14 protein-coding genes and 1 tRNA gene are annotated in these 20,454 nt (G+C 71.7%); 5 read left to right on the top strand and 10 right to left on the bottom strand.

The genetic code is table 11. The features are described 5' to 3' along the window. Positions 1 to 23: 23 nt before the first annotated feature. The 8 genes from QQS16_RS16405 to QQS16_RS16370 are packed head-to-tail and all read right to left on the bottom strand — an operon-like array spanning position 24 to position 9,525. Entirely contained in the window at positions 24 to 683 is a 660-nt protein-coding gene (locus tag QQS16_RS16405) for a YveK family protein (RefSeq protein ID WP_286062458.1), read from the bottom strand. Continuing rightward, entirely contained in the window at positions 680 to 1,831 is a 1,152-nt protein-coding gene (locus QQS16_RS16400) for a glycosyltransferase (RefSeq protein WP_286062457.1), read from the bottom strand. Before QQS16_RS16400 ends, QQS16_RS16405 begins: the two co-directional genes overlap by 4 nt. 2 nt (positions 1,832 to 1,833) lie before the next feature. Further along, positions 1,834 to 2,598: a polysaccharide deacetylase family protein gene (locus QQS16_RS16395; protein ID WP_286062456.1), complete on the bottom strand. Its 765-nt coding sequence runs from the start codon at positions 2,596 to 2,598 to the stop codon at positions 1,834 to 1,836. Next, positions 2,582 to 4,363, bottom strand: a complete 1,782-nt coding sequence (gene murJ, locus QQS16_RS16390; protein WP_286062454.1) for a murein biosynthesis integral membrane protein MurJ — start codon at positions 4,361 to 4,363, stop codon at positions 2,582 to 2,584. Before murJ ends, QQS16_RS16395 begins: the two co-directional genes overlap by 17 nt. After that, a complete protein-coding gene (locus QQS16_RS16385; protein WP_286062453.1) occupies positions 4,360 to 5,715 on the bottom strand; it encodes an O-antigen ligase family protein in 1,356 nt (451 codons plus the stop codon). Before QQS16_RS16385 ends, murJ begins: the two co-directional genes overlap by 4 nt. Before the next feature lie 5 nt (positions 5,716 to 5,720). Then, on the bottom strand, positions 5,721 to 7,148 hold the full coding sequence (locus QQS16_RS16380) for an exopolysaccharide biosynthesis polyprenyl glycosylphosphotransferase (RefSeq protein ID WP_286062451.1): 1,428 nt from the start codon (positions 7,146 to 7,148) through the stop codon (positions 5,721 to 5,723). After that, complete coding sequence (locus QQS16_RS16375; protein ID WP_286062449.1) at positions 7,145 to 8,326, bottom strand: glycosyltransferase; 1,182 nt, start codon at positions 8,324 to 8,326, stop codon at positions 7,145 to 7,147. The genes QQS16_RS16380 and QQS16_RS16375 overlap by 4 nt, the downstream gene beginning before the upstream one ends. A gap of 50 nt (positions 8,327 to 8,376) precedes the next feature. After that, positions 8,377 to 9,525: a DUF3344 domain-containing protein gene (locus QQS16_RS16370; RefSeq protein WP_286062447.1), complete on the bottom strand. Its 1,149-nt coding sequence runs from the start codon at positions 9,523 to 9,525 to the stop codon at positions 8,377 to 8,379. Between the two features lie 671 nt (positions 9,526 to 10,196). Here QQS16_RS16370 and QQS16_RS16365 point away from each other — a divergent pair. From QQS16_RS16365 to QQS16_RS16355, 3 genes are all read left to right on the top strand, one after another. Next, complete coding sequence (locus QQS16_RS16365) at positions 10,197 to 10,478, top strand: hypothetical protein (protein WP_286062446.1); 282 nt, start codon at positions 10,197 to 10,199, stop codon at positions 10,476 to 10,478. Between the two features lie 919 nt (positions 10,479 to 11,397). After that, complete coding sequence (locus QQS16_RS16360; RefSeq protein WP_502963802.1) at positions 11,398 to 11,811, top strand: tyrosinase family oxidase copper chaperone; 414 nt, start codon at positions 11,398 to 11,400, stop codon at positions 11,809 to 11,811. Then, positions 11,795 to 12,661, top strand: a complete 867-nt coding sequence (locus QQS16_RS16355; RefSeq protein ID WP_286062445.1) for a tyrosinase family protein — start codon at positions 11,795 to 11,797, stop codon at positions 12,659 to 12,661. Before QQS16_RS16360 ends, QQS16_RS16355 begins: the two co-directional genes overlap by 17 nt. A 1,224-nt stretch (positions 12,662 to 13,885) precedes the next feature. On the opposite strand, the gene QQS16_RS16350 is transcribed toward QQS16_RS16355, so the two are convergent. Together QQS16_RS16350 and QQS16_RS16345 are read right to left on the bottom strand one after the other, a co-directional pair. Continuing rightward, on the bottom strand, positions 13,886 to 14,536 hold the full coding sequence (locus QQS16_RS16350) for a DUF2637 domain-containing protein (RefSeq protein WP_353479727.1): 651 nt from the start codon (positions 14,534 to 14,536) through the stop codon (positions 13,886 to 13,888). 1,152 nt (positions 14,537 to 15,688) lie between these two features. Beyond that, positions 15,689 to 15,761: transfer RNA gene (locus QQS16_RS16345), tRNA-Arg, on the bottom strand. A gap of 322 nt (positions 15,762 to 16,083) precedes the next feature. On the opposite strand from QQS16_RS16345, the gene QQS16_RS16340 reads away from it, so the two are divergent. Together QQS16_RS16340 and QQS16_RS16335 are read left to right on the top strand one after the other, a co-directional pair. Next, positions 16,084 to 17,691, top strand: coding sequence for a dynamin family protein (locus tag QQS16_RS16340; RefSeq protein ID WP_286062444.1), 1,608 nt, complete (start codon positions 16,084 to 16,086; stop codon positions 17,689 to 17,691). Between the two features lie 423 nt (positions 17,692 to 18,114). Continuing rightward, positions 18,115 to 20,028 (top strand): YfjP family GTPase, encoded by a 1,914-nt coding sequence (locus QQS16_RS16335; RefSeq protein ID WP_502963801.1) that lies wholly within the window; start codon positions 18,115 to 18,117, stop codon positions 20,026 to 20,028. The last annotated feature ends 426 nt before the right edge of the window (positions 20,029 to 20,454 follow it).

Raw genomic sequence — 20,454 nt, 5'->3', positions numbered from 1 at the left:
GAGTTCCGTCGCGTACGTCACCGTCACAGCTGTCCGTGCACGTCGGCGGCGGGGGCCGGGCCCGGCACCGAGGCGGGACGGACGGGGTGGTCGTCTCCGGTCCGCCTCGGCCGTACGAGCAGCGCCAGACCGCCGAGCAGGCCGCCCGCGCTCGCGCCGACCAGACCGGTCACCACCGGTGACGCGGACGTCGGGTCGGTCGGCCGCACCGCCCGTGAGAACTGGAGGAGTTCGACGTGGGTACTGCCCTTCGTCGCGTTCGCGTGCCGGGTCAGCGCGCGGGTGACCGCGTTGGCCATGTCGGCGGCGAGGCCGGGACGCTGGGAGGTGGCCGAGACGGCGACCATCGGCGCGTCCGGCGAGGTGGCCGTCCGCACGCTCCGCCGCAGTGTCGGGACCGTTACTCCGGCCCACGCCTGCGCGTCCCCGAGCACCGCGAGCTGCGTGGCGGCGCGGCCGTACGCCTGTGCGAAGCCGAGTGCGGAGGCCGGGTCGGACTTCTCGGTCGGTACGGCGACGACATAACTGGTCGCCGTGTACGTCGGGGCCCTGAACGTCCCATAGGCGCCGCCGAGCAGGCCGCCGGCGAGCGCGCCGGCCGCAAGCAGCGACCATGGCCGCAGAAGGCCGGCGCGGGCGAGGCGGCCGGGCAGCCGGTGGTGGCGGGCTTGGTTGTCGGTCATGACGAACTGGCTCCCTGGGCTGAGGGGGTCGATGAGCTGGACAGCGCCGTCGCGTACACGTCCATGAGCCGGGCGGCGCTGCGGGTGATGTGATAGCGGTGGGCGGCGTCCGGGGCCGTACGCGGCCGCGGGCCGGCCGCGCGCACCCCGGCCACGGCACGGGCGTACGCCTTCGGGCCGCCGCGAACCCGCCGGGCACCGGAGGCGGCCCGCGGGGGCAGGCCCTCGATCGCCGGGCAGGAGGCATAGAGCACGGGCAGTCCGGACGCCAGGGCCTCCACGACCGCCAGCCCGAAGGACTCCTCCGGGGACGGGGAGGCGAGCAGGTCCATGGCGAAGGTGAGGGAGGGCAGGTCCGGGCCGGGGGAGTCGTCGGGGAGGTAGGGGCGTTCGCCCGTGAACAGGACGCGGTCGGCCACGCCGGCCTCGTGAGCGGTGCGCCGCAGGACGCTCTCCTCCGGGCCGCCGCCGACCAGCAACAGCCAGTGGTCGTCCGGCAAATGCGCCATCGCCTGGATGAGGACGTCGAAGCGCTTGCCCGCACAGAGTCGGCCGATCCCGCCGACGACGTACGCGTCCTCCGGCAGGCCGAGACGTCGGCGGGTGTGGTGGCGCCGGGACGGGTCGAAGCGGAAACGGGTCACGTCGATGCCGTTGGGGACGACCTCGATGCGCGGGGAGGGCACGCCCCAGCGTCTGAGGCGGTCGGCGACCGCGGGGGAGACGGCGACCGTGGCATTGCCGAGACGCTCGCTGGCCAGGTAGAGCGCGCGGACGCCCGCCGTCAGCTTCCGGCCCTCCATCTGGGAGTCGCCGAGTGAGTGTTCGGTGGCGACCACGGCCCGGACGCCGGCCAGGCGGGCGGCGAGCCGGCCGTAGACGCAGGCGCGATAGAGGTGGGTGTGCACCAGGTCGTAGCCGCCCGCGCGGATCAGGCGGACCAGGCGGGGCAGCGCGGACAGGTCGCGGTTGCCGTCCATGCCGAGGTGGTGCACGCGGACGCCGTCGGCGATCAGCCCGTCGGCGACCGCTCCCGGGTTGGTGAGGGCCACCACCTCGCAGTCGACGGAGAGGTGCCGCAGCAGCAGACGGAGCTGCTGCTCGGCGCCGCCGGTGCCGAGACCGGTGATGACGTGCAGAGCCTTCATGGTCACACGCCCGCTACGGGGCGCCGGCGCAGCCGGTGCAGCTTGTGCTTGAGGTGCAGCCGCCAGGCCGTGTCGTTCTGGCCGATGTGCACACGGGGCAGGGCGTGCGGGCCGGTCAGAGGGCCGGGGTCGATGGCGCAGGCGTAGGTGTACCCGGCTTCGCGTACGGCGGCGACGGCGCGCTCGTCGACCGTGCCGTACGGGTAGCAGAAGCCGTCGACCGGCGCGCCGATCAGCTCCGCCAGCCGGGCCCTGCTGTCGGTGACCTCGGCCTTCAGGGTGACGTCGTCGGCCCGGGTGAGATCGACGTGTGTCAGCCCGTGCGAGCCGATCTCCACGCCCTCACAGGCCGCGCGCCGGACGCCGGCCGCGGTCAGCAGCGGCTTGCGCGGACCGAGCGGGTCCCAGGAGTTGACGCCGCCGAGCCGTCCGGGCAGGACGAAGAGGGTGGCGCCGCAGTCCCAGCGGCGCAGCGCCGGTAGAGCGTGCTCCAGGAAGTCGGCGTATCCGTCGTCGAAGGTGAGGCCGACCAGGCGCCGCCCTTCGCCCCGGGCACGGGCGGCGAACAGCTCGCGCAGGCAGACGCCGCGCAGCCCGCGCCGGCGCAGCCAGGCCAGCTGCAGCTCCAGCCGCTCGGGTGTGACCGTGATGCGGTACGGGTCCTCGGAGCAGTCGCCCACGGAGTGGTACATCGCCACCCATGGGACCGGACCGGGCCGCGCCGCGGGGCGCCTGCCGGTACCGACGGATTCAACGGGAGCGACCATGCCTCAGCCTTCGTGTGACGGTACGTACGGAATGGAACGCGGACGTGCAGCCCTGGTCGCCCAGGGCCCGTCCGAGCACGAGAAAGACGGTTGCGACGGTCACGCAGCCGACCGCGAGGCCCACCACCTGGGGTTTCGGCCCGCTCGCGGCGAACGCCCCCGCCACCGTCGCGACCCCCGCCGCCAGCACCGGCCTGGTCAGTTCGGACAGCACCCGCCGGGTACGGATCGGGACCCCGCGCCGGCCGCTGTACCGCGCGGCTCGCCCACGCGGTGCCACGGGCTGGGTCCGGGCGGCGACCGCGCCCGGCCCTTCGGGCCTTCGCGCTCCCCGGACGCTCCCGACGCCGGCCTGCCCCTTCGGCTCCGGAGGGCCGACGAGCAGCAGTGCGGCCGTGACGGTGATGCCGACGGCGTTCGCGGCGGCGATCCCCGACACACCCCAGGAGGTCACCGTCGCCTGCCCGATCCAGAAGGTCGCGCCGACGCCCACGGCCATCGCGCCGGTCGGATACCAGGTGGGCCGTCCCGCCGAGAAGTACGAGCGGATCAGGACCCCGACCAGGGTCTGGCCGAGCAGCCCGAGGGCGTACACGCGCATGACGCCCGCCGTCACCACCGTGTCCTGCGCGGTGAACGCGCCCCGCTGGAAGAGGATCGCGATGATCTGCGGGGCGCAGGCGACCACCATGGCCGCGCCGGCGAGCACCATGCAGGAAGCCAGCGCCAGGTCCCGCTCGACGCGGGCGCGGGCCCGTTCGGTGTCGCCGTCGGCGAGCGCCTGCGCCACCACCGGGAAGGTGACCGTGCACAGCATCAGTGACAGCGTCATCGGGATCTGGGCCACCTTCTGGGCGTAGTTGAGGTGCGAGATGGCCCCGGCGGGAAGGGGGGAGGCGAGGAAGCGTTCGATCAGGACCTGGGACTGGCGGCACATGGCGAAGAGCAGAACGGCACTGATCAGGGCGAGATTCTTCGAGGGTGCCTCGGCCCCGACACCGCTGGACGCGAACGGGTGACTCCTCAGCTGCCGCCACAAGGGCGGCAGTTGCACCGCGACCATCAGGCAGCCGCCCACCGCTACCCCGAGCGCCGCCGATCGCACGCCCCAGCTCCCGCCGAGCAGGAACATCGTGGCGATGATGCCGACGTTGTAGGCCACGTAGATCATGGCGGGTGCCAGGAAGCGGCGGTGCGCCCGAAGGGCCGCGCTGCAGTACCCGGCGAGCCCGAAACTGAGTACACAGGTCGCCGTCAGCCGGGTGCAGTCGGCGGCGAGCCGGGCATCGGGCAGGCCGGGTGCCAGAGCCTCGACCAGGTAGGGGGCCACGCCGATGACGAGCGCGGACACGGCGACGAGGCAGAGGGACAGGCGGGGCAGGGTACTGGCGACCAGGGAACGGACCGGGTCGCCGGAGGCACCCTGCGCGCGCCGGACCAGGGCGAGGCTGAACGCCGGGATCAGCGCGATGACCAGCCCGTCCTCGATGAGCAGTGTGGCGGCGAACTCCGGTACGGTCCACGCGATGAGAAAGGCGTCCGTCTCACTGCCCGCCCCGAAGAGCTGGGCCAGCGTCTGGTCCCGCACCAGGCCGAGCAGCGCCCCGGCGACCGACAGCGACGCCGTGATCAGGGTGGCCTTGGCGAGGAACGTCCGGGTGTGCGCGGTGAGGCCGGTGCCGTCCACGGCCTGCGCGGCGGCCCGCGCCGGCGGTACGGTCGCCCTGTCGGTCCCGTATCCCGGAGTCGGCGGCGTCACGGTCATCGCGCCATGGCCTTCTCCGCGCTCCCGCCCACCGGAACCGGCGTCACAGCCTCCGGATCGCCGCTCCCGGCCAGCGCCCACCAGGCCACCAGCCCGAAGCACACGGCGGTCAGCACGGTGGCCGGGCCGCCGATATCGGCGTACACGAAGTCGGTGAGTTTCCAGACCAGCAACCCGCAGGCGACCAGAGCGCAGTCGAGGCCGTGCGCATCCGGCCCGCGGGCCCGCACCAACGCCCGCAGCCCGCACACCAGCAGCGCCAGCCAGCTCCCGGTGAGTGCCAGCAACCCGATCAGGCCCTGCTCGCTCAGCACCAGCAGGTACATGCTGTGCGGCGACAGCAGCGGCTGCCTCCGGTACGCGGCCCCCGCGCCCTCCGTGTCGCTGAACGACGACAGAGCCGGCGAGGCGTACCCGTCCCGGTATTCGGGGAAGCCCTTCAACCCGACGCCGGTCAGCGGGTGCTCGCGCCACATGTCGGTGGCGGCCGCCCACATCGTGTAACGGTCGACGACGGACTGGTCGGGGGCGTCGGTGACCTGCCCGATGCTGTCGATCCGCTCCTGGAGCACCGCCGAGCCGGCACCGAGACCGCCCACCAGCACCACGCCCGCGGCGGCCACGGCCGCGGCCACCTTCAGCGCGCGTCGCAGTCCGGCCAGCACCAGTTGCACCGCACAGGTCACGGCCGTGGCGATCCACGCGCCCCGGCTGAAGGACAGCGCGAGCGGCAGCAGCAGCGCCAGCGCGCACAGGGCGGCGACTCCCCGCTGCCGTACGGACGTCCGCCCGAGCGCGAGACCGAGCGCGCACACCAGGCCGATGGCGACCACTGTTGCCATGCCCATCACGTCCTGCGGCCCGAACGTGCCGACCGCCCGGATCGGCTCGCCCTGGTAGGAGGCGCCGGTCCGGGTGACGTACTGGTGCACTCCGAAGGCCCCCTGCACGAGCGCGAGGCCCACGAACGCCCAGGTCAACAGACGGAAGTCGCCCCGGTCGCGGATCAGCAGCAGGACCGCCGCCGGCACGAGCACGAAGATCTGCAGATACCGGCCCATTCCGGCGATCCCGGCCTCGGGCGAGTACGCCCCCGTGGCGGCGAGCGCCAGCCCGATGACCGGCAGGCCCAGCACCACGGCAGCGGTACGTGACAGGGCTCGCCGCCGCTCCCGCAGGAGGCGGATCGCGCAGTACAGCACCACGAGCCCGGACACCGCGTCGGCGGGACCCGGGCCGGCGTCGCCGCTCGGGGGCAGCGGCAGCGCCAGCACGGCGAGCACGGCCACCACGGGCAGTACCGGCGTCAGGAGGGCACCCCGGCGCGCGAGCGGCGTCAGTGCGAGGCTCACGGCTCTCAGCTCCCCGTCGGACGCACGAGCGTGGCCGCGGTGCGCAACAGGATGCAGACGTCCTGCCACAGCGACCAGTTGTCGATGTAGACGTTGTCGAAGCGGCAGCGGTCCTCGATGGACGTGTCGCCGCGCAGCCCATGGATCTGGGCGAGGCCGGTGATGCCGGTCCGCAAGCGGTGACGGGCCGCGTAGCCGGGGTGGGTACGGCTGAACTGCGCGACGAAGTAGGGGCGTTCGGGCCGCGGACCGACCAGGCTCATGTCGCCCCGGAGCACGTTCCACAGCTGGAGCAGCTCGTCGAGCGAGGTGCGCCGCAGCATGCGGCAGAACGCGCGCATCTCGTGTTCGTTCGCCACGCTCCACCGGGTCGCCGCCTCGTGCTCGTCGACCGGACGGTGAGTGCGGAACTTCAGCAGGGTGAAGGGCTTTCCGCCCTTGCCGATGCGCTCCTGCCGGAACACCACGCCCGGCCCGTCGCTGATCCGCAGCGCCACCGCGCAGACCAGCAACAGAGGACTGACCAGCAGCAGCAGCGTCCCCGACACCAGGACGTCGAGCGTCCGCTTGGCCGCGCTGCCACGACGCGACGCGGCCATCTCCAGGCGCCGACAGGAGAACCCGGCCAGCCGCTCCTGCGCCGCGTACGACGGGGACTCGGCGTCGACCTCCCACACCACGCAGCCCCACTCGGCCAGCGCGCGCAGCAGCGGCCCCTTTTGGGTCCGCACCGAGGGGTGGACGGCCAGCACCGCGCGCACGCCGTTCTGCACGACCGCCCGTTCGACCTCCTCACCGGTCGTCAGCACCGGCAGGCCCTCGGCGCCGTCCTGCCGTTCGGCCACGATCCCCACCGGCCGCACCCCGCACTGCGGATGCCGCAGCACGGCGGTGGCCACGCGCTGCGCGGTCGCCGCCGGGCCGATGACGAGCGCGGTGTGCGGGTGGCTCAGCAGTGCCGCGCGCCGTCTCGCGTGCACGGTGCCGCGCAGCGCGCAGCTCGCCGCCGCCTGCACGACGAAGCCCACCAGCAGGGCGCGGGCGGACAGCGCCTGGTCCGGCCGGTACGCCGCCACGAGCGCCGCGAGCGTCAACCAGGCCACCGCGGTCCGGCCACAGACGGCGGGCAGTTCGTCCAGGACCCCCGGTGCCGACGGGCGCACACGGCGTGGACGCAGCAACAGCGACGCGGCCACCAGCAGGGCCGGCGGGAGCGGACGGAACTGGGCCCCCGTCAGTGTCAGGGCGCCCAGCAGGGCGGCCGTGCCGTCCGCGACGAGCAGGGGCATCGGCGAGGCCGGCCGCGCGGGCGGCCTGCGGGCGGTGAACCGTGAACCCCGGGCGGCGCCGCGAGGCGGCATGACGGAGACGGGCGGGAACCGGTGATCCCGGGCCTGTGTGCCGGGGGAGGAGAGGGCGCTTTCCGCGGTCACGAGTGGATGGACTCCCTATGCTCTGGGGGCGCGACGCGTGGTGCGGGCCGCAGGCTGATCAGGTCGCGATAGACGTCCACGACCGCCTCGGTGGTGTGCCGCACGTCGTGCGAGGACAGGACGTACCGGCGCCCCCGGCGGCCGAGCGACTCACGCACCAGCGGGTCGAGCAGCAGTTCGGTGACGGCCCTGGCCAGCACGGTCGGGTTCTCCGGCGGGACCAGGCAGCGGGCGGCGAGCGCACCGGGCAGGCTCTCGCGGGCACCGTCGACGTCGGTGACCACCACCGGCCGCCCGCAGGCCATCGCCTCCAGCGGGGCGAGCGCCATGCCCTCCCAACGGGACGGCAGAACGACGAGATCGGCGGCCTGGTACCAGGTGACCGCGTCGGCGACGGCTCCCGCGAACAGCACGGACCTCGGCGCACGCGCCCGGAGCTGGTCCAGGTCCGGCCCGTCGCCGACCAGGACGAGACGCGCGCCGGGCACCCTGCGGGCGATGGAACTCCACGCTGTCAGCAGGACGTCCTGCCCCTTCTGCCGGCACAGCCGCCCCACACAGACGACGAGCGGGGCGTCGGGATCGACCTCGCGCAACGGGCTCAGCCCGGCCCGTACGGTGCCGGCCGGGGCGGGGCGGAAGTGCTGCAGGTCGACGCCGTTGGGGATGACACTCCACCGCCCACTGATCCCGGCCCGCACGCCGGTCGTGCGCTCCGCCTCGCTCACGCACATCACGCGGGAGGCCCAACGCGCCCCCCACCGCTCCCACGCCAGCGCGAGCGCCGAGGTGGCCCCGCCGACGGCCTCGAACGACCAGGCGTGAGGCTGGAACACGGTGGGGATGCGCCCCCGCACGGCGAGCCGCCCGGCGAGCCCGGCCTTCGCGCTGTGCGCGTGCACCAGGTGGGGGCGTACGTCGTCGATCACACGGACGAGGTGTCGTACCTCCCGCACGAGCGACGGCCCCGGTGTCCGCGTCGCGTGCCAGTGCCGTACGTCCGCGCCCAGCGGCCGGAGTCCGGTGGTGAGCGCGCCGTCGGGACAGACCACCGTGACGGCCAGACCGGCCGCGAGCTGCGCCCGTACCAGGTCCGTCACGACGCGGGCGACTCCCCCGTTCACGGGCTGGGTGATGTGCAGGACACGTGGTCGAGGGTCGGACGGTGACGGATGCATGTGCGATGTCCTCGGCTCACGCTGGCACTCGGAACGCTGGGGAACACGCCTCACTGCTGCGCGTCGACGGCGACGAAGAGCACGCCGGCCCAGGCCACGTCCCGCTGCGAAACGAATCGGAAGGCCAACCGGTCACCGCCGTACCGCAAGCCTGATCCGAGGTCGAACACATCGGAGTCGTAGCCGAGGGTTCGGGCGTACGCCGGTACACGCCGCGGCTGGGCCGTCCCGGGTTCACTGATCGTGGAGTTCAGGACGTCGTCGCGGGAATTGCCGGCGTTGGCGAGGGCGGTGACCGTGGTCCGGCGGGTCGGAGGGGCGGAGTGTGTGCGGGTGGTCGTGAGGGTGAGCGTGTCGCCGGTTACGCCGTGGTCTCCGTCGTACGTCACCAGGCCCGCACGGCCGCCCGCGCCCGCCGGGAAGCGTAGCCCGCGCAACCGGATCTCCTGCCCCGCGCCGGATTTCAGTGCGTCGAAGCCGTCCCAGACCGCGAGGTGGCGCAGCGGCTGCGCCGCGTTCTCGTACGCCACCACCAGCGTCCAGCCACCCCACGCGCCGGCCGCCGACCTGCCCATCGCCACGTTGACCTGCGCCACGGTGTACAGACCCGGCCCGCTCTCCCGGACCAGCCTCGTGACGTTCGCCGAGGCCTGGAAGGCGTCCGCACCATGCGCCACGCGGTGGCCGACGACCGTGTCCGCGAGGACCTCCCGGTACTTCCCGCCTGGTTCGGCGACCAGCACCCGCCCATTGTCCTTCGGCGGCTTCTGCTCGCCGACGCGGAGGTTGCCACCCCAGTACAGCCGTGCGTAGCTGACCCGTGAGCCCTTGGGCAGACGGACCTCCGCACGGGAGGAGTTGTAGGTGTTCGGGTCCTTGTCGACATCGACGTAGGCCATGTCGAAGTCGCCGTTCACTCCGGTCCCGCCCGCGCGCGTGGCCGGGCAGGAACGCGCCGTCGACGGCTGTGACCCGCGGACCGGCCGTGCCGTCCGGCAGCTGATGGAGACGTTGGCCGCGCGGACGATGCCGCCGTGCTGGAGGTCCTGGTACCGCTGGGCGAACGCGAGACGGCCCGCCTCCGGCGACGGCGGCGCGGCAGGCGCGACCGCCAGGGCACCTGAGGGGGCCCAGATGCCGGCGAGGGCGAGGGCGCCCACCGTCGCACGGCGCACCAGGGGGGTGAGGGAATTGCGCATGACCGGCGTTGCCCTTTCGGGAAAGGCTGCGGTGTCAGAGGGGCAGCACAAAGGGAAGGTGCGCGCGTAAGAGGCGCGTCGATGGATGCGCGTCACTCTAGCCGCTAACGGTGCTAATCACGTTAAACGCGGCAAGTGTGTTGGATGACTTAAGTCGGACTTTTCTGAAATCCTCTTATGGGGGGCGGACCGCAGGAGAAGCGCGCGCGTTGACAGAAAAGGCACGGTGCTGACAGGACACCGCGTATTCCACCGTCCTGGGTGAACAGGGCGACAGCTCCCTCCAGGCGGTCGCCTCCGGTGACGCCCGCCAGGTCACCCGGCGACCAAGCGCCTGAACGAGGCCTCGACCTCATCACCGCCGCATCGCTCGTCGGCGGCCTGCCCGTGCTGTCAGGACCGGCCTGGCCTGACGGCCGAGCCGTGCGCCGCAGTGGGGCGAGGACTGCGCCCGCCCAGCGGTTGCGCCGGCCTACGGTGCCGGCGCACGGGCTATTCTTCTCCGCCTCTTCTCGTCCCGCGTCCGCGACTTTCGGAGTCATATCCTTCCGGGATCTCATATGAGGACTCGGCCATCCGCCGTACACAGGGTTTCCGGTCCGGTCGGCGCTCGTTGTGCACGGCGTCAGCAATTCTCTCCGGCTACTCACGTTGCCGAAGAAAGGAACACGATGAAGTCTCTGAAGGCTGCCGCTGTCCTCACCGGGTCCCTGGTCATTGCAGGTGCCGCCGCGCCAGCGTTCGCCCTCAGTGCGACCGAGGTGGCGCACGAGAGCCTCAACGACGCAGTGACCACCCTCAACCAGGGGCCCGTGAAGGTGGCACCGCTCGAGTCGTCGGAGGTGCTCGACGTCAAGGAGAACAAGGAGTTGGCGCTGAACGCGGTGAACCGCTCGACCGCGGCCCTGAGCACCGGCACCCCGCTGGTGGGCGGCGTCCCGCTGGAGAGCTGACAGCTACCCCGGACGCGATGCCCGCCGCTTCCTGATCCAGCGCTTCTGGCATTTCCCGGTAATTCTTCGAAGAGGGCCGATTCCGCGCAGTGCGGAGTCGGCCCTCCGCGTGTCGGAGTTCTCGGTCGATCGACGTTTCACTGCGGATTTGGGCGCATCGCGTGTCGGCGGCACGAGTGTGGCCTGTTGTCGATGACGGTGTTCGGCAAGGAGATTCTCCCGTGTGATGCGAAATCCCTCGCGAGAAATTTCGCATCACACGGGATTTCGCCATCGCACGGGCTCATGGATTGCGGTGAGGAATGCCGATGTCCGGCCCGGACGCCGTGCTCACCCGCACCGGTCGCCCCGTGCTCACCCGCACCGGTCGCCCCCGGCGCTGGGTGCCGAGGTGATCAGCTTCGGCTGGGCGCTCACCGCCGCCCGTCTCGTCTGTCGGCACCACCGCCCGCCGAGCCATGAACCCCTCATTCGTGTGGTTATGTCGCCCTGCGGTGGTCCGTTCGGGTGAGAGAACGTCCTAGTCTGTTCCGGTGCGTCTGTAAGGTGCCGCGGTGACCTCTATTACCCGCGAAACGCGCCTATTACGAGCCGACGACCCCGGCAGGTCCGTCGCCCCGGAATCGAGCGGTGAAGCTCTCGACGGTGACATGGTCTCCTTCCTCGCCCCCGCCCTCGAAGGCGGCCGGGGCGACTCCACGCCCACCCCGAGCGCAGGCGAGAAGTTGTCGGGTGACATCGGCCCGCCGGTCGGTGACGCCTTCGCCGACGGCTCGCGCTGCGCGCCATGGCCGATGGACGGTCGTCGAGGGCCGGTCGGGCGGAAGTCGTGACCGGATCGGTGAACAGGGCGGCGGATTCCGCGAGTTACGCGGCCGACTCAACGAGGGGTGCCGTCGGCTTCCCCCGGCGGAGGCTGGTGCTGCGGGGGTTGTTCGCGGCGGCGGCCGGGGTGGCGCTCGCGCCGGTCCTGGCCGCGTCGGGCTCTCCGGAAAGGGCGCGGTTCGACGAGACATATCGCGGACGGCGCATCGTCGGCGTCAGGGACGACGCCGAGCGGCCCGGGGGCGACGTCTCCCGCGCGTGGCACGTCACCGTGGACGGGCGACCACTGCACCTGATGCGTCGCGTGGACGGCAGTTGGATGACCATGATCGACCACTACCAGTCGTATCCGACGCCGCTCGCCGCGGCGCGCGCGGCTGTGGACGAACTCGGCCCCACCGCGCGGTTGGACGTCAGGGACGGAAGCGGCAGTCACATGGACGACAGCGGCACGCCGAGCGGCGGCCAGGTGACACAGGGGGATCATCGCCATGGTGTACACGCGTAAGAACGTCAGCACGCTCACCCCTTCCGAGCGGCGCCGGTTCGTCGCCGCGCTCATCGAGCTCAAACGCCGCGGCGAGTACGACGAGTACGTGCGCATGCACATGCAGTACTCGGTTCCTGACGGCGAGGGCGGGCTGCGCGCGGCCCACATGACACCCTCCTTCCTGCCGTGGCACCGCAGGTTGCTGCTGGACATGGAGGGGGCGCTGCGCCGCGTCGACGAGTCGGTGTCCCTGCCGTACTGGGACTGGACGCGCGACCGCACATCGACGGCCGTACCGTGGACCGAGGACCTGCTCGGCGGCACCGGGCGGCGTTCCGACCGGCAGGTCATGACCGGCCCCTTCGCCTACCAGCACGGCCAGTGGACCATCAAAGAGGGGGTTACCGACGCCGAGTACCTCATGCGCGACCTGAGCCGCTCCCGGAACCCCATCGCCCTGCCCACGGCCAGGGAGCTGAAGACGACCCTTGCCGATCCGGTCTACGACACGCCCCCCTGGAACTCCACGTCCGCCAAAGGGTTCCGCAACAAGCTGGAGGGGTGGGGGCAGGGGAGCGGCGCCGTGTCGTGGCGCAACCACAACCGGGTCCACCGATGGGTCGGCGGCCACATGGCGACCGGCGCCTCCGTCAACGACCCCGTCTTCTGGATGCACCATGCCTTCGTCGACCTCGTGTGGTCTCGCTGGCAGCTGATGCATCGAGGTGCCCGCTATCTCCCGGCGAAGCCGCCCGGCCCGGGGGACGCCCAGCGCGGCCGGATCGTCGCGCGGCACGAGAAGATGCCGCCGTGGGGCGTGACACCGGAGGAACTGGAGGACCACAGCACTGTCTACCGGTACGTGTAGCGCCTACGGCCACCTACCGGGTGGGCCGGTACACGGAACCCGTACACGTACGGCGAAGCCCCTGGCGGCCGTGGCTCCGGTCCGGTGGTCGTTGCAGTACCCCGGTGCAGGGGGCGACGACTTCGAGATGCGGAAGGACCGCAGCGCAAAGGGGCGCCGGCTCCGCCGTCGCGGCCGTCCGAGCCGGGTCGGCGTTCGGGCCGTGCTCCGGTCCTTGGCGGTGTACCCGCCGGCACCTCATGGGGAGGGCCTTCGCAGCCGTCGAGCGGACGGTGCCGAAGGGGCCGTTCAGCAGGCCGATGACGCCGGCGGGCCGCCGCACGCGCTGACCGGTGGTGGATGGGCAACTGGACGCCGCTGCCCGACAGGGACTTCGCGCGAGCCGACCGCGCTGCCCTCGGCGTCCGGAGGGACGGGATGACGCCTCGTCGAGGCAACGAGAAACCCGCTGCAACGATCTCGCGACGGGTTGGAGCGTGCTTGCTTACAGGGTCAGCCGTTCGCACGACGGCGCATCACGGTGTCGCCTTGCGCGGCTGCCGTCCTCATCATGCCGGCACCTGTGGACGCGGGCAGGGCTCCGGCTCGCCGTCTGGACGATCGGACCACCTCCACGTTCAGAAGGCCAGACGCCCCGAGGGACGGACACCGGTTCGGGGCGAATGCATGATCAGCTCCCGAGGATCGTCTCGCGTGCCGCTCGTGCCCAGGATGCCTTGTTGGCGTGCGGTGAAGCCCATGCGGTTCCAGTGGACGAGTGTGCGCCGCGCAAGGATGCCGCGGGTGCCTAGGCCGAGTCGTCCCGCGTTCGCGGCCAGCCCTCGGGCTTGGCCGCCGTGCCGTATTCCGGCTGCCCACGTACCCGACAAGCCCGTTGCTGTGCGCACGGCCGAGGCTGGTATCGATCGCGAGAAGCCTGCGGAACGTGCCGGCCATGGCGGTGACACGGTCCATCGGAACGTCATCGGGCAGGGGCCGTTTCGCTTCGACGCGCGCCCATACGTCTCCCAGGTCGCTCCACTCTTGTCCGGCGGCGCGGAGGAAGTGGCCGCTGATGAGAAACGAGGTCGTCCTGGCGTCGAGGGTTCCGTTGGCGGCTGTACTCGTGCCATGCAGATAGTCCAGGACACCGGCACTGTCGACGTCTTCCGGGCGTCACCGCGAGCCCAGGCGTCGACGACATTCTGGAATGCGTCTGTCGGCCGGCCCTCTTGGCCACGCACGTCATGGTGCTGAGACGTCGGTACCCGTCGGTTCCTCGGCAGAGGGGTCATGCAGTGGGGAGCGCCTCGAGCGATGGCGGCGCATCGTCCGTCGGGGTGCCCGTGTCATGGTGATCTGGCGGACGGCTTGCTGAAAGCACGCGAGAGCAGCGAGTCCCGGCAGGGCGGCTGCTGTGATGCCGAGGAGAGTTTTGGGCGCCTGATCGACACACAAAAGAATCGCAATCGATGAAAAAAGGAGGATCATGCACCAGGAGTGCACGGCGCGGCGCTGATGCAGTGCGGCGCGGAGGACGGAGAGCGACGCAACCAGCCAAGGCCCGTACACCAGTAGGGGCCACCATGCCACGATGCCACTCTGCACGCGGGAAGTGGCAATGACGCGCAAGGGAGCGTAAGCAGCCATCCCGCTGAAAAAACTCACTGCGGAGGCGATGACTGCCGCCAGCGTGGCGATGAGGCAGCTGGTTACTTGGAGCGCGCTCAGGCGCTTGCGTTCACGAACCTTACGATGACCTCGGCGAAGTCTTTTCAGGGGCGGTAGCTCCGCCGTGAGTTCCTGGAGGTTCCATAGGGGCGTGCCAGCGGGCGGGGTATTGACCGATGTCTCGTCGCGAGCCGTGGGGGTGGCTCTTGGGAGCTGCTCCTCCATGGCGTCCTGAAGCACCCAGGCCAGTTCTTCGACCGGATCCCAACCCGCATCCGGTGGCACCAAGGGTGCCGAGAGAACCTCGGCCGGGGCCCGGTGCCGACCCGTGCCTCCGTTGTTGGGCATCCGCAGGTCATCCGCGGAGCGCACTCGGAGATGATTGACTGTTTCGTCGTACATGACGCAGCCTGATTATTCCGCGCCCGGGAAGGCGTACCGATCGTCGCATGCCACCCATCGTCGAGCGAGATCGGATTCCAGTGCGCTCATTACGTCCACGAATTCTCGCAGAAGAGACTCGGTAACGGCTAGCGCGACCGGAAGTCCGCCTCGTGTCAGAGTGCCGTTCGCGGCGGCTGATGAGTGCATGGGGGCGGGGATGTAGGTGTAGGGCCCCAGCCTCACCCCACTGGCTGTCCGGCTCTCCCGCTGTTGATCTGCGAGGAGGTGACGGCGCCCTCCCATGGTTGCCTCATTCATATCCCGACTAACGTCGCCTCACTTCAACAGATGCGCGGCGAACGGGTGAAGGGGTGCCTGGATGATTATTTCATCTAGGGTCCATTCGGACTCCATGCATTTCTGTATGAAAAGCATGATGTGGCTCCTGGGGGATTAGCGGACAGGGTCCCCGGCGGCCTGGGTGCGGATGTGCGAGGTTGTGAACAGGGGAGAATATTTCTTATGACGACTGAACTGGTGATGTGTCGTTTGTCGTCTCAGTGCGTGCCGGCCGCAGAGGCAGCGCGAGTGGCTGTCGGGCTGGAACCCGTGTCGGCTCGGGGCGCAGGCTGGACGGCAAGCGTGCGTCGTCCTCCCGGCCTTCCTTGGGCTGAAGCAGCGGCGCGCCGGCGGGGCGGCGGAGCCCCCAGGTTCCTTCCGCCCCAGCTGCCCCCGACTCCCCGACAACCGCTGCGCGCCTCCGCACGCACCGGAGTCGTACCGTCCCGGCGGGCTGCGCCGGATGCGCCGCGGGGTCTGGCCGCAGGGCTTGTAGTCGCGTCGCCGTCACGATGGCCGCGGAAATGCGGCGACAGTCGGACCGTGCCGGGTCTCCCCTGCGATCACTGGGGGAGTGTTCGATGCTTTTCTATGTCTAGACCTACCTGCTCTGAGCAGCAAAAAACGCCCTCCCGAGGGGAGGGCGGAGACTTGCGCCCCCGGCAGGACTCGAACCTGCGGCCAAGCGCTTAGAAGGCGCCTGCTCTATCCACTGAGCTACGGGGGCCGGGTGTGGTGGCCTCTGTCTTGGGTGCCCGGGTGTGGGCCGGTCCGTGACGTTGCCGGGGACAAGGATAGGGCTCCCGCGTCCTTGTCCCTGTTGCTTCGCCTCCGTGGCTCGATGTGGAGGTTCGGTGAAGCGGTCCTGATAATCGCAGGCAGGTACGAATCGTGCACCGCTTTTGGCGTCTCGCGCACCGGGTGTTGTGCACTCGTTATGCCTGGACTGTGCCCGTGTCCCAGTCGCCCCTTCCGTCCGATGTGTCCTGTCGGCGCGCAGGCATGCGCATATGCTTCAGAATTCCCCTAAAATTGGGCATTCTTCACATGTGGTGACCTTGGACGTACGGCCTCAGCTGCTCGACGCACTCTCCGCCCTGCGCGACCGTGTCGCCGCCGCACGCTTCCCGCTACCCCTGGCGGGGGCCCCACGCGCGCGTGCCAATCGCGACGAACTGCTCGCCCAGCTCGACGACTACCTGGTGCCCCGGTTGCGCCAACCCGAAGCGCCCTTGCTGGCCGTCATCGGTGGCTCCACCGGAGCCGGGAAGTCGACGCTCGTCAACTCGCTCGTGGGGCGACGGGTCAGCGAGGCGGGCGTCCTGCGGCCGACCACGCGGACGCCCGTGCTGGTCTGCCATCCGGAGGATCATCACTGGTTCAGCGGGATGCGCGTGCTGCCCGACCTCACCCGCGTGTGGGTGCCCCACCAGGAGCCGGGGGACGAACTCCTGCTCCCCGGCGAGAACCCGGCGCGCGTGCTGCGCATCGAGACCGCCGACACCCTGCCGCCCGGCCTCGCCCTCCTGGACGCGCCCGACGTCGACTCCCTCGTCGCCGACAACCGCTTCCTCGCCGCCGAACTGATCTGCGCGGCCGACATCTGGGTCATGGTCACGACGGCCGCCCGCTACGCCGACGCCGTGCCCTGGCACCTGCTGCGCACCGCCAAGGAGTACAAGGCCACCCTCGTCACCGTCCTCGACCGGGTGCCCCACCAGGTCGTGTCCGAGGTCTCGCGCCAGTACGGCGCACTCCTCACCAAGGCCGGCCTCGGCGACGTACCCCGCTTCACCGTGCCCGAACTGCCCGAGTCCGCCTGGGGCGGCGGCCTGCTGCCGGCCACCGCCGTGGCCCCGCTGCGGACCTGGCTCCTCCATCAGGCGCAGGATCCGGCCGCCCGGCAGCACTCCCTGGCCCGTACGGCGTACGGCGTCCTCGACTCGCTCAAGTCCCGGATGCCCGAGCTCGCCGGCGCGGCCGCCGCCCAGTACGCCGCCGCGCTGCGGCTCACCGCCGCCGTCGACGGGGCGTACGACAGCGAGTACGCGCGCGTGCGGGGGCGGTTGCAGTCCGGGGCCGTGCTGGCGGGCGACGCCCTGAAGCGCTGGCGGGCCTTCCCGCTCGACTGCACCGCCGCGGAACTCCTCGACGCGCTCGTGGAGAGCCTCGGCGCCCTCCTGCTGTGCGCCGTCACCGCCGCCGACGAGCGGGTCGACGACGCGTGGCGGCGCGAACCCGCGGCCGACGCACCTGAACTGACCGGCCGTGACCCCGTCCTGGAGAGCGCCGAGCACCGGATCGGGATCGCCGTACGGCGGTGGCGGCGGGAGCTGGAGGAGTACGCCGAGGAGGAGATCCGCGACCTCGACCGCAGCGCCGCGCCGGACCCCGAGATGATCGCCGCCCTGGTCGCCACGGCGCTGCTGGGCGGCCGTCGGGCCAGGTCGGCCGGTGAGGGGCTCGCCGAGCGGATCGGCGCGCGCGGGGCGCTGCGGCTGCGCGACCGGGCCGGGCGGCTGCTCACCGATCACCTCGACCGGGTCATGCACATCGAACGTGAGCGTCGGGTCGCCCCGCTCGACGCACTCGACGTCCGTCTCGAACCGCAGGCCGAACTCATCGCCGCGCTGTCCGTACTGCAGAAGGAGAGGTGACCGGTGACCGCCGTCACAGACCAGGACCACACCGACCACACGGACCCCACGGGCGACGCCGACCGCAGAGACGACACGGTTCACACCGATCACACCGATCACACCGATCACGCCGACCGCGGTGATCACGCGGAGGGCTCGGGCGACTCGGGCGGCTCGGGGCGTGAGGGGCATCCCAGGCATTCCGGTCCTTCCGGCCACTCGGAGCCTGCCGCTTCCGCGGCGTCCAAGGAGGGGACGTCCGAAGGTGGGAGCCCTGAGCAGGCCGACTCGGACGACGGGCTCACGGTGGAGGAACCTGCCGGTCACGCGGCTTCCGAGGAGTCCGGAACGCCAGAGGGGGCGAGTGCGACCGGAAGGGCCGGAGAGGCTGGAGGCGGGGGCGGAGAGGGTGAGGCTTCTGCGAGCGGCCACCGCGCGCGCGTGCAGCGCAAGGACTACGCCTCCGGTCGTACGGAAGTGCCCAGTCGTACGCATGCGTCCGGCCGTACGGATGCCTCCGGTCGCGGCGATGCGTCCGGCCGTACGGATGCCTCCGGTCGCGGCGATGCGTCCGGCCGTACGGATGCCTCCGGTCGCGGCGATGCGTCCGGCCGCACGGACGTCTTCAGGCGTACGGACAGCGACAACCGTACGGACCCGGACGGCGCCTGGGACGACGGCCTGATCGCGCGGCGGGTTTCCGAGGAGGGCGCCGCGCAGCCCGCCGTCATGGAGACCCGGGCGCCCACCGCACAGACGGTGACACAGCTCGCGTACGACGGGCCGCTGCGGTCGCGGCTCGACGCGCTGCGCGAACTGGTGGGGCTCTCCCGGGCGCGGCTCGACAGCACCACCCTGCGCGAGGCGGGCCGGGTGCTGGACGAGGCGGCGGCGAGGCGGCGGCTGTCCGGGCAGCACACGGTCGTGGCCATCGCGGGCGCGACCGGCAGCGGCAAGTCGCAGCTGTTCAACGCGCTCGCCGGGGTGACCATCTCGGAGACGGGCGTCCGACGGCCCACCACCGCCGCGCCCATCGTGTGCAGCTGGAGCGACGGCGCGTCGAGCCTCATCGACCGGCTCGGCATCCCGGGACGGCTGCGGCGACGCCCGGTGCAGAGCCCGCAGGCGGAGGCACAGCTGCGCGGGCTCGTCCTGGTGGACCTGCCCGACCACGACTCTGCCGCCGTGCAGCACCGCGAGCAGGTGGACCGCATCCTGGCACTGGTCGACGCGGTGGTCTGGGTGGTCGACCCGGAGAAGTACGCCGACGCGATCCTGCACGAGCGTTACCTGCGGCCCATGGCGGGCCACGCGGAGGTCATGTTCGTCGTCCTCAACCAGATCGACCGGCTGCCCGGGGAAGCCACCGAGCAGGTTCTCGACGACCTGCGGCGGCTGCTGGACGAGGACGGGATCGCGCTCGGCGAGTACGGCGAACCGGGCGCGACCGTACTCGCGCTGTCCGCGCTCACCGGGCACGGCATCGGTGAACTGCGGGAGTCGCTCGGCCAGTTCGTGGCGGAACGCGGGGCGGCGGCGCGCCGCATCTCGGCCGACGTGGACGCCGCCGCGTGGCGGCTGCGGCCCGTGTACACCACCGGGCGCCGGACCGGACTGAGCGAGGAGGCGCGGGACGAGTTCGCCGCCCGGCTCGCGGACGCGGTGGGCGCCACCGCGGCGGGTGAGGCGGCCGAACGCGCGTGGCAGCGCAACGCCAACCGGGCGTGCGGCACGCCCTGGCTGCGGTTGTGGCGCTGGTTCGAGGACCGGCGTGAACCTCCCACGGGACGGCTGCCGTTGCGCGCCCAGGCGGACGAGGAGGCCACGGCCCGTCAGCGCGTCGAGCAGGCGGTGCGGACGCTGGCCGACCGGGCCTCGGCCGGGCTGCCGGCGCCGTGGGCGCTGGCGGTGCGGGAGGCCGCCGTGCGCGGTTCCCAGGGGCTGCCCGAGGCGCTGGACAAGCTGGCGGCGCGGGCCGGACTGCCGCCGGGACGGCCGCCGCGGCCCGGTTGGTGGCCGGCGGCCGTGCTGGCGCAGGGATCCATGACGATCGTCCAGGTCGTCGGCGGGCTGTGGCTGTTGGGGCAGATCATCGGGTTCATGGCGCCGAACCTCGGGGTGCCGGTGCTGCTGATGGTGGCCGGGATCATCGGCGGACCGCTCGTCGAGTGGAGTTGCCGGATGGCGGCGCGGGGGCCGGCCCGGCGGTACGGCATGGAGGCCGAGCGACGGCTGCGGGAGGCGGCCGCGGGGTGCGGTCGGGCCCGGGTGCTGGATCCGGTGGCGGCGGAACTGCTGCGGTACCGGGAGGTGCGCGAGCAGTACGGGCGGGTCGTGGGCGCGGGGGCGAGGTGAGCCTGTGACCTGGTGATCAGCGGTCGGGAGTCTGTGGCCGGGTGAACTGTGGTGGGGGGTTGTGGCCGGATGGACTGCGGCGGAAGTCTGTGACCAGGTGACCAGGTGACCAGGTGACCAGGTGACCAGGTGACCAGGTGACCAGGTGACCAGGTGACCAGGTGACCTTTGGTGGGGGCTGTGGCCGGGCGATCTGGGTGGGCGTCTGTGACCTGGTGACCTGCGGCGGGTTCCTCGTTCGGGTGACGGGTTTTTCCACAGGTGGGCGGTGGTCCACAGGGCTCAGCGGGCCCGGCCCGGCGGCGGCAGTCTGGATCTCGCACGATCGCGGCGGACGCGGTCGTGACGAAGACGGAAGCAGCCGTACGGGACAGGCCCGTACGCGTGTCCGGCCGGCGTGCGCGGCCGGGTGAGGGAGGGGTTCGT

Source organism: Streptomyces sp. ALI-76-A, assembly GCF_030287445.1.
Lineage (GTDB): Bacteria > Actinomycetota > Actinomycetes > Streptomycetales > Streptomycetaceae > Streptomyces.
Note: the sequence above shows the minus strand (reverse complement) of the source record. Positions and strands in the feature narration are given on the sequence as shown.

Excerpts from the sequence above, each read along its gene's own strand:
- QQS16_RS16405 (WP_286062458.1), bottom strand. The coding sequence starts at position 683 with ATGACCGACAACCAAGCCCGCCACCACCGGCTGCCCGGCCGCCTCGCC.
- QQS16_RS16400 (WP_286062457.1), bottom strand. The coding sequence starts at position 1,831 with ATGAAGGCTCTGCACGTCATCACCGGTCTCGGCACCGGCGGCGCCGAG.
- QQS16_RS16395 (WP_286062456.1), bottom strand. The coding sequence starts at position 2,598 with ATGGTCGCTCCCGTTGAATCCGTCGGTACCGGCAGGCGCCCCGCGGCG.
- murJ (WP_286062454.1), bottom strand. The coding sequence starts at position 4,363 with ATGACCGTGACGCCGCCGACTCCGGGATACGGGACCGACAGGGCGACC.
- QQS16_RS16375 (WP_286062449.1), bottom strand. The coding sequence starts at position 8,326 with ATGCATCCGTCACCGTCCGACCCTCGACCACGTGTCCTGCACATCACC.
- QQS16_RS16370 (WP_286062447.1), bottom strand. The coding sequence starts at position 9,525 with ATGCGCAATTCCCTCACCCCCCTGGTGCGCCGTGCGACGGTGGGCGCC.
- QQS16_RS16365 (WP_286062446.1), top strand. The coding sequence starts at position 10,197 with ATGAAGTCTCTGAAGGCTGCCGCTGTCCTCACCGGGTCCCTGGTCATT.
- QQS16_RS16355 (WP_286062445.1), top strand. The coding sequence starts at position 11,795 with ATGGTGTACACGCGTAAGAACGTCAGCACGCTCACCCCTTCCGAGCGG.
- QQS16_RS16350 (WP_353479727.1), bottom strand. The coding sequence starts at position 14,536 with ATGGAGGAGCAGCTCCCAAGAGCCACCCCCACGGCTCGCGACGAGACA.